10 protein-coding genes and 1 tRNA gene are annotated in these 12,115 nt (G+C 72.8%); 1 reads left to right on the forward strand and 10 read right to left on the reverse strand.

Features of this window, described 5'->3' with window-relative positions:
• Positions 1-122: 122 nt before the first annotated feature.
• Together ACQEU8_RS07285 and ACQEU8_RS07290 are read right to left on the reverse strand one after the other, a co-directional pair.
• A tRNA-Leu gene (locus ACQEU8_RS07285) sits at positions 123-207 on the reverse strand.
• Between the two features lie 98 nt (positions 208-305).
• On the reverse strand, positions 306-1,373 hold the full coding sequence (locus tag ACQEU8_RS07290; RefSeq protein ID WP_433098040.1) for a sugar phosphate isomerase/epimerase family protein: 1,068 nt from the start codon (positions 1,371-1,373) through the stop codon (positions 306-308).
• 210 nt (positions 1,374-1,583) lie between these two features.
• Between ACQEU8_RS07290 and ACQEU8_RS07295 the strand changes: the two genes are divergently transcribed.
• A complete protein-coding gene (locus ACQEU8_RS07295) occupies positions 1,584-2,786 on the forward strand; it encodes an IS110 family transposase (protein ID WP_433098042.1) in 1,203 nt (400 codons plus the stop codon).
• A gap of 5 nt (positions 2,787-2,791) precedes the next feature.
• Here the strand turns inward: ACQEU8_RS07295 and ACQEU8_RS07300 are convergent, their stop codons facing one another.
• The 8 genes from ACQEU8_RS07300 to ACQEU8_RS07335 all read right to left on the reverse strand — a co-directional run bounded on the left by ACQEU8_RS07300 (position 2,792) and on the right by ACQEU8_RS07335 (position 12,111).
• The gene (locus ACQEU8_RS07300; protein WP_433098044.1) at positions 2,792-4,195 is read right to left on the reverse strand and encodes an alkaline phosphatase family protein; all 1,404 of its coding nucleotides are present in this window, start codon (positions 4,193-4,195) and stop codon (positions 2,792-2,794) included.
• Entirely contained in the window at positions 4,192-5,373 is a 1,182-nt protein-coding gene (gene eboE / locus ACQEU8_RS07305) for a metabolite traffic protein EboE (RefSeq protein ID WP_433098046.1), read from the reverse strand. The genes ACQEU8_RS07300 and eboE overlap by 4 nt, the downstream gene beginning before the upstream one ends.
• 13 nt (positions 5,374-5,386) lie before the next feature.
• Positions 5,387-6,274: a TatD family hydrolase gene (locus ACQEU8_RS07310; protein WP_433098048.1), complete on the reverse strand. Its 888-nt coding sequence runs from the start codon at positions 6,272-6,274 to the stop codon at positions 5,387-5,389.
• A 39-nt stretch (positions 6,275-6,313) separates the two neighbouring features.
• On the reverse strand, positions 6,314-7,159 hold the full coding sequence (locus ACQEU8_RS07315; protein WP_433098050.1) for an EboA domain-containing protein: 846 nt from the start codon (positions 7,157-7,159) through the stop codon (positions 6,314-6,316).
• A complete protein-coding gene (locus ACQEU8_RS07320) occupies positions 7,153-8,046 on the reverse strand; it encodes a sugar phosphate isomerase/epimerase family protein (protein WP_433098052.1) in 894 nt (297 codons plus the stop codon). The genes ACQEU8_RS07315 and ACQEU8_RS07320 overlap by 7 nt, the downstream gene beginning before the upstream one ends.
• Positions 8,043-9,341 (reverse strand): UbiA family prenyltransferase, encoded by a 1,299-nt coding sequence (locus ACQEU8_RS07325; RefSeq protein WP_433098054.1) that lies wholly within the window; start codon positions 9,339-9,341, stop codon positions 8,043-8,045. The genes ACQEU8_RS07320 and ACQEU8_RS07325 overlap by 4 nt, the downstream gene beginning before the upstream one ends.
• A complete protein-coding gene (locus tag ACQEU8_RS07330; protein WP_433098056.1) occupies positions 9,338-10,483 on the reverse strand; it encodes an inositol-3-phosphate synthase in 1,146 nt (381 codons plus the stop codon). Before ACQEU8_RS07330 ends, ACQEU8_RS07325 begins: the two co-directional genes overlap by 4 nt.
• Positions 10,484-10,761: 278 nt before the next feature.
• Entirely contained in the window at positions 10,762-12,111 is a 1,350-nt protein-coding gene (locus tag ACQEU8_RS07335; protein ID WP_433098058.1) for a ThuA domain-containing protein, read from the reverse strand.
• Between the last annotated feature and the right edge of the window lie 4 nt (positions 12,112-12,115).

A 12,115-nucleotide genomic window follows, 5' to 3' on the forward strand; every position in this document is an offset into this window, starting at 1 on the left:
CAAGCCGACGGGCCAGCGTCCCGGGAAGCTGTCGCCGAGATCGTCCGCTTCGCAGAGATCACACCCGGCCCCGCAAACAGCAAATCCCCACGGCATTCAGGAAGCCGTGGGGACTGGGTATGTGTCCGAGGGGGGACTCGAACCCCCACGCCCGATAAAGGGCACTAGCACCTCAAGCTAGCGCGTCTACCATTCCGCCACCCGGACCGGGCCGTGCCACGGCGAGTGGGTGCCGTGGCGACGGCCGTAACGATACCAAGGGTTGGGAGTGCTTCTCACCTGGATTTCCTGGCGGATTGGGCGTTTTATCCCTTTTGCTGGGATCCTCCCTTGCCGCGGAGGTAGGCGGCCGAGCGGCGGGCGGAGGTGAGGGAGCCGGCGGGGTTGGCGTTGGGGTCGACGGCGTCGTCGCGTTCCATCAGCCAGTGGTGGTCGGTGCGGCGGCCGCGGTGCCGCCGCAGCACGGTGCCGATGAAGTGCTCGTAGTCGATGTCGCCGTCGCCGACGTCGACCATGTGGTAGCCGTCCGGGGACGCCTCGTCGTGTTCGCCGTCCTTGACGTGGAAGAGGGGGTAGCGGTGCGGGGCTGCGAGGACGTAGTCGACGGGGTCGAAGGGGGCCGGGGTGCCGTCGGGGCGGACGCTGAAGCGGTGCTTGCCGGCGAACGCCCAGTAGATGTCCATCTCCAGATAGACCAGCTCGGGGTCGGTTTCGGCGAGCAGCACGTCGTAGAGGCGTACGTCGGGCTTGTCCTCGGCGAAGCCGAACTCCATCTGGTGGTTGTGCTGGTAGAACTTCAGTCCGCGCTCGCGGGCTGCCGCGCCGTAGGTGTTGAAGTCCTCCGCGGCGCGCTTCCACGCTTCGACGGTCCGGCCGTAGCGGTCCGGGCTGGCCGCCGTGCCCACGTGCGGGACGCCGAGCGCGGCGGCGTCGTCGAGGACCTTCTCCAGCTGGGTGGCGAAGGTGTAGTCGTCGGGGTTGGCGGAGTAGTAGCCGACGTGGCTGCCGATTCCGCGCAGCCCGTGGTCGCGCAGCAGGCGCTTGAGTTGCCGGAGAGTGATGTCTCCGGTGCCCTGGGTGTAGCCGGCGAACTCGACCGCGTCGTAGCCGTAGCGCTCCAGCTCCTTGAAGACGGTGGCGAAGCCGAGCTTCTGGATCTGGTCACGGACGGTGTAGAGCTGGATGCCGAGCTTGCCGCGCGGGACGATCGGGCGGCAGCCCGGCGAGGCGGCTTCGCCCGGTGCGGCAGCGGCCTCGGTGGCGCCGCCCAGCAGCGCGGCGGCGGTGGCGCCTGCCGCGACGCCGAGGAAGCCGCGGCGGCGCAGCGTGCGGTCGAGTTCCGGGTGCTGGGGCCGAGCGGATCTGCTGGTCATGAGGCGCTCCCTAAGAATGTTGGCGGTCCGGGAGGACCGGGTGTGGCTGATGAGGCGTTGCCGTTGATGGCTCAGGGAGAATGGCCGCCCGGTCCTCCGGGATGCTCCGACCACTGATTGAGAACTGCGGTCATCGCTGGTCAGGGACCTGTCGGCGGAGTGTTCTCCGGGCCACGAAGATGCTGGTCATGGTGGAACGGAGCGACGGGCTTGAGCACGTCTTGTGAGCGGATATGGGTCGGCGTCGATGCCGGCAAGGGACACCACTGGGCGGTGGCCATCGATGGCGACGGCGAGACGCTGTTCTCGACGAAGGTGATCAACGATGAGGCCCAGATCCTTGCCCTCATCGGGACTGCCCGCGAGCGGGCCGGCGAGGTGCGGTGGGCGGTGGACATCTCCGGCCGGGCCTCGACCCTGTTGCTGGCCCTGCTCATCGCACACGGCCAGCAAGTCGTCCACGTGCCCGGCCGGACGGTCAACCGGATGTCCGGCGCCTACAAGGGCGAGGGCAAGACCGACGCCAAGGACGCGCGTGTCATCGCCGACCAGGCCCGCATACGTCGGGACTTCGCTCCGCTCAGTACTCCTCCGGAGCTGGTCACCACGCTCCAGGTCCTGACGAACCACCGGGCCGACCTGATCGCCGACCGGGTGAGACTGGTCAACCGGCTCCGTGACCTCCTGGTCGGCATCTGCCCTGCTCTGGAACGGGCCTTCGACTACTCCGCGGCCAAGGGCCCGGTCGTCATGCTGACCGAGTACCAGACCCCGGCCGCCCTTCGCCGGATCGGCGTCAAGCGGCTGACGACCTGGCTGGAACGGCGCAAGGTCCGCGGCGCCGCCGACGTCGCCGCCAAGGCCGTGGAGGCCGCTCAGTCGCAGATGACCGCCCTGCCCGGGGAGAAGCGGGCGGCGAAGCTGGTCTGCGACCTCGCCCACCAGCTGCTCACCCTGGACGAGCGGATCAAGGACAACGACCGGGAGATCCGCGAGACCTTCCGCACCGACGACCGCGCCGAGATCATCGAGTCCATGCCCGGCATGGGACCGATCCTGGGCGCCGAGTTCATCGCCATCATCGGCGACCTGGACGGCTACAAGGACACCGGCCGCCTCGCCTCCCACGCCGGCCTCGCCCCGGTCGCCCGGGACTCCGGCCGCCGGACCGGCAACTACCACCGGCCCAAACGCTACAACCGACGCCTGCGGCACATCTTCCACCTGGCCGCCCAGACCGCGATGATGCGCCCCGGGCCGTCCCGGGACTACTACCTCAGAAAGCGCGCTGAAGGGCTGCTGCACACCCAGGCGCTGCTCGCGCTGGCCCGGCGCCGGGTCGACGTGCTGTGGGCGATGCTGCGTGACAAGAGGCTGTTCACCTCCGCTCCACCGGTCACGCAGACGGCTTGACACGATCATTGAGATTCTCCCAGTGCGAGGTCGAGAAGCAGTCGCTTCACGTCGGTGGCGGGGAAGGGCTGGTCCCCGGCTCCCGGCCGATGGGGGCCGAGCGCGTCGGGGCGGGAGCAGAGGAGTACGGGGCCGTCCTCGGTGCGGTCCGGCAGCCGGCCGTGGCTGCCCCGGATCGGGGACGGGTCGAGGGGGACGACGGCCATGCGGTAGCGCATGCCGGTCTTCTTGCGGGCCAGCGCGGCGGCGGCGCGCAGCTTGACGTAGGGGTCGTTCGGGTCCATGAACAGCTCGACCGGGTCGTAGCCGGGCTTGCGGTGGATCTCCACGAGCTGTGCGAAGTCGGGGGCGCGGCGGTCGTCCAGCCAGTAGTAGTAGGTGAACCACGCGTCGGGTTCGGCGACGGCGACCAGTTCTCCGGAGCGCGGATGGTCCAGGCCCGCCTCCTTCTTCCCCGTCTCGTCGAGCAGCCGGTCCAGGCCCGGCAGCCCGGCCAGCGCCTCCCGGGTGGCGGGGAGGTCGGCGGGGTCGCGTACGTAGACGTGGGCGAGTTGATGGTCGGCGACGGCGAAGGCGCGGGAGGTCCACGGGTCGAGGTACTCCATACCGTCCTGGGTGTGGACTTCCAGCAGCCCGGCGCGGCGCAGTACGCGGTTGATGTCGACGTGCCGGCGTACGCGGGTGATGCCGTACTCGGAGAGCGCGACGACGGTGCGGCCCTCGGCGCGCGCGTCGGCGAGCAGCGGGGCGAGCGCCGCGTCCACGTCGGCGGCGGCGCGGTGGGCGCGGGGGTCGTCGGGGCCGTAGCGCTGGAGGTCGTAGTCGAGGTGCGGGACGTAGGCCAGGGCGAGGTCGGGCCGGCGGGTGCGCAGGATGTGGCGGGTGGCGTCGATGATCCATTGCGAGGAGGTGAGGTTCGCGCCGGGGCCCCAGAAGGTGAAGAGCGGGAAGTCGCCCAGTTCGGCGACGAGTTCGTCGTGCAGGGACGGCGGCCGGGTGTAGCAGTCGGGCTCCTTGCGGCCGTCGGCGTAGTAGATGGGGCGCGGGGTGACCGTCCAGTCGGTATCCGCGCCCATCGCGTACCACCAGCAGATGTTCGCCACCGTGTAGCCGGGCTGCCGGGCGCGTGCCGCGTGCCACAGCTTCTCGCCGCCGACCAGCGCGTTGTGCTGGCGCCACAGCAGTACGTCGCCCAGCTCGCGGAAGTACCAGCCGTTGCCGACGATGCCGTGCCCGGAGGGGAGTTCGCCGGTCAGGAACGTGGACTGGGCCGCGCAGGTGACCGCGGGGAGGACCGTCCCCAGCGGGGCCTGCGAGCCGTCCCGGGCCAGGGCGCGCAGGTTCGGCATATGGGAGAGCAGCGCGGGGGTCAGCCCGACCACGTCGATGACCAGCAACGGGGCGCTCACGGCAGCTCCTTGAGGCCGAGACCGGTGAGGAGGTCGCGCGCGGTGGACAGCTCGGCGGCGAGCCCGTCGGCGAGCTGGGCGCGGGTGGTGGGGCGCAGCGCCGGCGGGAGGGCCTGCCAGGTGTAGGTCTCCACCTCCAAGTGCCGGGTCAGCGGCGTCGGCCCGCCGACCAGGTGCGTCAGCGTCTCGCGGAGCACCGGTGTGGTGGCCGTCAGCGGCGGGGAGAGCGGGGCGTGCAGGGGGACGTGGAAGTGGGAGCGCCAGGGCCCGGTGGTGGGCAGCGCTCCGGGTGCCAGGGCCCGGTCGAGGTCGTCGGTGGCGCGCAGGGTGCCGTCCGGGGTGCGGGCCCGGGTCTGGTGCAGGAAGCGCGGCTCGGCGAACTCGCCGAGGGCTTCCCGTACGTCGGGCCGTTCCGGGTGCTCGGCGTGCAGCGCGGCGGACAGCTGGGACTTGACGACGGACAGCCCCGCCTCGGCCAGCGCCGCCAGCGCCTTGGCCGGGTCCTCGAACGCGGTGGCCAGATGGCAGGTGTCCACACAGACCCCGATCCGGTGTGCGGGCGGCCCGTCCTCGCCGGTCAGCGCCGCGACGGCGTCGGCCGTGGTCTCCACGGTGCAGCCGGGCTCGGGCTCCAGGCCGACGCGGATGGAGCGGCCGGTCAGCTCCTCCAGCGCGTCCAGGCGTGCGGCGAGGGTGTGCAGCCTGGTCAGGGCACGGTGCCGGGCCTCGGCGTCGAAGCCGGTGCGCCAGGCGAGCGGCAGCGTGGAGACACTGCCCTCGGTCACATCGTCGGGCAGCAGCGCGGCCAGCAGCCGGGCGAGGTCCGTGGTGTGGTCCAGGCGTGCGTCGTCGGTCCAGTCGGGCCGGTAGACGCGGTACTTGACGTGTTCGTCGCCGAACCCCTGGTACGGGAAGCCGTTGAGGGTGACGACCTCCAGGCCCGCCCGGTCGAGGCCGGAGCGCAGCCGGCGGATCGCCGCCGGGTCGTCGGTGAGCGTACGGGCCGCGTCGCGGGCCAGCCACAGGCCGATGCCGAGCCGGTCCCGGTGCAGTCTGCGGCGTACCGGCTCGGCGTACTCGGTCAACTGCCGTAGTACGCCGTCCAGTTGTTCGGCCGCGTGGACGTTGGTGCAGTAGGCGAGGTGGACCGTGGTGCCGTCGGGGTGCCGGAATCGCATGGCCGCGCTCTCCTCACTCTCCGCCGCGCAGAATGGAGTTGCCCTGGAACAGCTGCTGTTCGCGTGCGTCCGGCGGTACGACGTCGAGGGTGAGCCGTCCGCTCTGGCCGTAGAAGGCGACCGGGTTGCGCCACAGCACCCGGTCGACGTCGTCCTCGTCGAAGCCCGCGGCGAGCATCGCGTCGGCGACGTGCGCGGTCTTGAGCGGATCGCTGTGGCCCCAGTCGGCGGCCGAGTTGATCAGCACCCGGTCAGTGCCGTGCACCCGCAGGATGCGCACCATCCGGTCGGGGTCCATCTTGGTGTCGGGGTAGATGGAGAACCCCAGCCAGCAGCCGCTGTCCGCCGCCGCGCCCACCGTCGTCTCGTTCAGATGGTCGAGCACCACCCGCTCGGGCGGCAGCCCCGACTCCCGGAGGACGTCCAGCGTGCGGGCGAGCCCGGCGGCCTTGTCACGGTGCGGGGTGTGCACGAGAGCCGGCAGCTCGTACTCGAGGGCGAGGTGCAGCTGGGCCGCAAGCGCGGTGTCCTCGGCCGGTGTCATCGAGTCGTAGCCGACCTCGCCAACCGCGACGACCCCGTCCTTGAGGAGATAGCGCGGCAGCTCGTCCAGCACGGGCGTGCAGCGCGGGTCGTTGGCCTCTTTCGGGTTGAGCGCCAGGGTGCAGTGGTGGGCGATGCCGTACTGGGCGGCGCGGTAGGGCTCCCAGCCCAGCAGCGAGTCGAAGTAGTCGTAGAACGTCGCGGGTGAGGTACGGGGCTGGCCGAGCCAGAAGGAGGGCTCGACCAGCGCCCGGACCCCGGCGGCGTACATCGCGGCGTAGTCGTCGGTGGTGCGGGACGTCATATGGATGTGCGGGTCGAAGATGCGGCGGTTGTGCGGACGGGTCGGCGTCGTCATGGGCGGCACGCTCCTCGCTCTCGGCGCTCTTGCGGCTGGCTACGACTCCTGGGGCCGGTGGGGGCCGGCCGGGGACGGTGTCTCGCGGGTCTCCTCGAACCGGGCGAGGCGCAGCGCGTGTCCGAGATCCTCGGGCACGGGGCGGCCCGCGGCGGTGCGCTCGCGCGCGTAGTCCGCCAGCATCCGGGCCAGCTCGTCGTCCCCCGCGGCGCGGTGTTCCAGCCCGGCGACGACGGCCAGGGGCACCCCGGTGAACAGGCACTTGAGCACCGCCTGCCGCCACTGGTGGGCGTCCAGATGCGCGGCGGCGTACGGGCCCAGCGCGGCGGCGATCAGCCGGGTGTCGTTGGTCCGTAACGCGTCCTCGACCAGTGCCAGCGCGGTCGCCGTGTCGGGGGACGGGTCCAGATGGGGCAGCGCCAGCAGTACGGCCCGTCGCTCGTCGGCGGTGCCGCGCGTGTAGAGGCGGGCGAGGGTGTCGGTGTCGGGGGCCGCCGCGTGCAGGATGAGGACGCGGGCGGCGTCGACGGGATCGGGCACGGCCGTGGCGGCGGTGTCGCTCGCGGCCGGCCCGCGGCACTTGCGGCCCGCCGTGATGAAGTGCAGCTCCCAGCGGGGTAGTCCGGGCGCGGCCGGCGCGGCGTCTTGCAGTCCGGGCGCGGTCGGCGCGGCATCGTGCGGTCCGGCCGCGGTCGGCGCGGCATCGTGCGGTCCGGCCGCGGTCGGCGCGGCATCGTGCCGGTCCTGGCCAGGCGCCGCCGGGTCCCGGACCGGGTCCCGCGCCGCGTCGGCCGCCTCGGCCAGCGCCCGGTGCAGCCAGGCGCGGGCCTCGGCGCTCAGGCGCAGCTCCAGGCCGGTGCGGAGGGAGGCGAGCGGGGTCAGCATGGGGCGTCCTCCTGCGGGGCGGCGGCTCGGGCCTCGGCGGTGGTCAGGAAGTCGAGGGAGGCGGCGGCGCGTTCGGGCCCGGCGTGCGAGTCGCGGGGCAGTTCCACGGTGACCAGCCCGGCGTAGCCGACCTCGCGCAGCGCACCCAGCACGGGCGGGAAGTCGATGTCGCCCTCGCCGAAGGGCAGATGCGTGTGCACCCCACGCCGCATGTCCTCGATCTGTACGTGCCGCAGCCATGGCGCCGCCGCCCGTACGCAGTCGGCCGGTGGCTGCGGCTCCAGGCACTGGCAGTGCCCGATGTCGAGGGTGAGCCCGAGCGGTCCCGGGCTGCCGAGTGCCCTGCGCAGCCGGTGGAACCCGGCCAGGTCCGCCAGCAGATGGCCGGGCTCGGGCTCGATCGCCACCGGTACGTCCGCCGCGGCGGCAGCGTCCAGCACGGAGCCGATACCGTCCGCCAGCCGCGCCCAGCCCATGTCCGCCGTGGTGCCCGAGGGGAGCTGTCCGCTGAAGCAGTGCACGGCGTGCGCGCCGAGATCGGCTGCGACGCGTACCGCCTTGAGCAGCAGGTCCGTCCGCGCCGCGCGGGCCTCCGCGTCCGGGTCGAGCAGCGTGGGGTGGTGTTTGCGGCGGGCGTCGAGCACATAACGCGCCCCCGTCTCGACGGTCACCGTCAGCCCGTACCGTTCCAGCGCGCGGCCCACCCTCGCGGTACGGGCCGCCAGGTCGGGGGCGAGAGGGTCGAGATGCATATGGTCGAGCGTCAGCCCGACACCCGCGTAACCGAGGTCGGCGAGCAACCCCAGGGCGTCGTCGAGCCGCAGGTCGGCGAGTCCGTTGGTGCCGTAGGCGTAGCGCAGCAGGGCGGCGGGCGGGGACTTGGTCATGTGGGGCTGACCTTCCGGGAGAGGCGGCGGGCGACGGGCAGCAGGCCGAGCAGCGCGAGGGCGGACACTGAACCGGCGGCCCGATTCCGCTCGTTGCGGGCCGCGTCGTCACCGGCCGCAGGTGAGGACGCGCGGGCGGCGAGCGCGGCCTGGAGCGGGATCATGGCGCGGATCCCACCGCCCACCGCACGCTGGAGCAGCGGCGGCGAGGGGTTGAGCGCGGCGTGTACCAACGGCCGGGAGGCGGTACCCGCGTACGCGGCGCACGCGGCCACCGTCAACGGCGTACGCCGCCGGACCAGCAACCCCGCGATCGCCCCCACACCCCCCAGCGCCACCAGCGGTACACCCGGAGCCCCACCCTCCGCCTCCCGCCGCGAAACGGCGGTGACCGCAAGGGTGTGCGCCCCCATGAGCGCCGCGGCGCTGAGCGCAGGAGCGGCGGCGCGGGCGGACATCGCGGCGCTCCGGGCGGACGACGCGGCGGCGGGGGTGGACGACGCAGCGCCGCGGGCGGACGACGCGGAGGCGGGGCGGCCCGGCGCGCGGTGTGCGGCCGTCGCCGCCGCACCCAGCACCGGAACGGCACCGCGGGCAGACGACGTAGCGCCATGGGCGGACGAGGCGGAGACGCCGACAGACGACGCAGCGCCGCGTACGAACGACGCGAAGGCGCGTACGAACGACGCAGCGCCGCTGGCAGACGACGCGGAGGCGGGGCGGCCCGGTGCGCGGTGTGCGGCCGTCGCCGCCGCGCCCAGCACCGGAACGGCACCGCGGCCGGACGACGCGACACCGCGAGCGGACGACGCGGCCGCGGGGCGGCTCCGTGCGCCGTGCGCGGTTGTCGCCGTCGCGCCCAGCAGTACGTCGAGTGAGCGGGCGGCGGCCATGGCTGCGGGGCCGGCCGGGGTGTGTTTGAGTTTCAGGTCGTACGCCCACACGGTGCCGGCCAGTGCGGTGGCGGTGGCGAGCGGAAGGCGACCGGCGCGGGCCGCCAGTGCCAGCCCAGTCACCGTCAGCCCGGTGGCTGCCGCGAGGGCGGCCGACGGGCTGATACGGCCGGAGGGCAGGGGGCGTTCGGGCCGCTCGCGGGCGTCCTCCTCGCGGTCGGCCCAGTCGTTGAGCGCCATGCCGGCCTCGTAGAGGCAGAGGGAGGCGCCCGCCGCCAGCGCGGTGCCCCTTCCCGGGCCCCGGCCGGTCACCACAGCGCCCACCAGTGCGTCACCCGGCACGGTCGACACCGCCGAGACCCGCAGCAGCTGCGCCCAGGCCGCGGCGCGACCGCCCGTCATCGGGCGGGCCCGGCGAAGCGGGCGGCCAGTTCCAGGAGTGCCTGCCACTGGGCGGGCAGGTCGGCGGGGCCGTTGTCGGGGTCCTTGAAGTAGAAGCCCAGCCCCGGGACCGGTCCGGTGCGGCCCAGTTCGTCGGCGCGGGCCAACAGGCGGGCGAGGTCGAGCACGAGAGGCGCGGCGAGGGCCGAGTCGCAGCCCTGCCAGATGGTCTGGAGGATCATCCGCGCGCCGAGAAATCCGTCGAAGGCGATGTGGTCCCAGGCTGTTTTCCAGTCGCCCATCGCCGGTACGTCGTCGATGTGCACCTCCCCCTCGGGAAGCGCGCCGAGATTGTCGGCGAGAACCCGGGCCTTGCCCGCGTTCTTGGCCGCCGCCGCGGCCGGGTCCGCGAGGGCGGCACCGTCCCCGCCGCCGAGGAGGTTGCTGCCGGACCAGGCCCGTACGGCGAGCGCGCGCTGCGCGAACATCGGAGCGAGTACGGAGCGGAGGAGGGTCTGCCCCGTCTTGCCGTCCCGCCCCGCGTGGGGCACGCCGGCAGTGCGGGCCGTCTCGGCCAGGCGGGGGTGGTGCAGCCCCGCCGACGGTGTGAAGTTCACATACGGGCATCGTGCGCGGAGCGCAGCCGCCGCGTACAGGGAGCTGGGCGGGAGCGGGCCGTTCGCCGCGTCGGAGGGGATCGGCTCGGTGCTGGCCACGTTGACGACCACGGTGCGGGCGAGCTGGTGGGCGCGGGTGAACTCAGCGATGTCGGCGGCGAGTTTGGCGATCAGTTCGTCCTCCGCGGCGGCGTTCTCCGCGGCCGGGGCGCCGGGGCGGATCGCCGCGTCGGCGGCGGTGAGCTCCGCGCGGAGCGCTGCGGGGAGGCCGTACGGGAGGACGCCAGCCTCCGCGAGGGCTTCGGCCCGTTTGGGGAGGGGGCAGGAGGCGGTGTCGTGCCCGCCGAAGACGAGGGAGTCGAGCGGTGGGAGCGAGGCGTGGGCGAACGGGGCGGTTTCGGTGACCATGCCGGTGGGTGGGTGCAGGCGCGCTGCGAGGGCTGCGGCGCCGGTGATGGTGGTCGTCGCGACGGAGCCCCGGGCGCCGATGAGCCATACCCCTGTGCGGGGTGCCTCGTCGGCGGGGCTTGCGTTGTGGTGGGTCACGATGTCCTCCCTCTCTTCGCGGGTTCCGCTCGTTGCCCGTTCGCCTGCGGCGGGCCGGCCCCAGCCCCACCCCTTCCCGTTTCTCACAGGGGGCTCCCCTGTGCGACCCCCGCGCCCGCGGTGAGTTGCGGCCGTACGCGACTGCGGGTGCGGTTGTGCCCGCCCGTTCCGCCCCTTGCGGAACGCCCGCCCACAACCGATCGATGCGGAGTATCGGGTGGGTGGGTGGGTGGGTGGGTGAAGGCCACGCGAACCCCCACCCACCCGCGGAGACGGGATCAGCGCAACCCGCGCACCCGCACGTTCCGGAACGCGACCTCGTCCTCCTCCCCATGGTTCTGAAGGCCCACATAGCCGTCCGCAAGACTCCGCGCCGGATCCGCGTTGGTGTAGTCGTTGATCAGAACCCCGTTCAGGAACACCCGGAGCCGTTCACCCTCGACCCGGATCTCATAGGTGTTCCACTCCCCCGGCGGATTCAGCGCAGCGTCCCTCGCTGCGAGGTCCGCCGACTGGAAGCCGTACACGGAGCCGGTGGTCTTCTCGTCGACGTCGGAGGCGTCGATCTGGATCTCGTACCCCTTCTCGACCGCCGACCACGGATCGTCGGAGGCGGGGAAGCCCACGAAGGCACCGGAGTTGTCGTCCCCGCCCGCGCTCGCCATCTTCCAGTCGAGCTTCAGCGAGTACGAGCCGAACTCGCGCGCCGCGTACCACAGCATTCCCATGCCGCCCCGCGTGGTGAGCGTGCCGTCCGCGCTCTCCTCGAACGAACCGGGGCCCGCCTGTTTCCAGCCGTCCAGACCGTGTCCGTCGTACAGCGGCGTGTACCCGTTCTCCGGGCGGCAGTCGGCCTGCGCGGCGCCCGTCGCGTACCGGATGCCGCCCAGCAGATGCTGCCGGAAGGCGGGGTCGGCGTACGACTCCTTGGTGTGGCCCGCGCCGGTGTAGAAGGACCGGCCGCCCGCGTACTTCTGGCACCAGGCCAGCGGATGGTCCCCGCCCATGGTGCCGCCGGTGTAGGAGCTCTCGTCCAGTGCGGCCAGGACATGGGCCTTCTCGCGCGGGTTGGAGCGGTAGTTGTACCACTCGTCGGTACGGTTCCAGCTCTCGCCCAGGTGGGCGGTGGCCGGGTGGCCGCGGTCCTCGATCTTCATGGTGGCGGGCTGGATCGCCGGGTGCGACTCGAAGTAGGCACCGGCCAGCCCGCCGTACCACTTCCAGTCGTACTCGGTGTCGGCGGCGGCGTGCACGCCCACGTAGCCACCGCCCTTGCCGATGTACTTCTCGAAGGCCCGCTGCTGCCGCTCGTTGAGCACATCACCGGTCGTCAACAGGAAGACGACAGCGTCGTACTTCGCCAGCTTCCGCGGGGTGAAGGTGGCCGCGTCCTCCGTGGCGTCGACCGTGAAGCCGTGCTCCGCGCCGAGTTGCCGGACGGCGGCGATGCCTTCGGGGATGGAGTCGTGCCGGAACCCGGCGGTCTTGGAGAAGACGAGCACGCTCCTGGCCTCGTCCTCAGCGGGACTCGGCTGGGCCGCCTGACTCGGCACCGCGAACACGCCGGCCAGCAGCGCGGCGGCAGCCGCAGTAAAAGAGAAGCGGCGACTGTGTGCTGTGGTGGTCATGGCT

Source organism: Streptomyces sp. CA-250714 (assembly GCF_050936705.1).
In the GTDB taxonomy this organism is placed as follows: Bacteria; Actinomycetota; Actinomycetes; order Streptomycetales; family Streptomycetaceae; genus Streptomyces.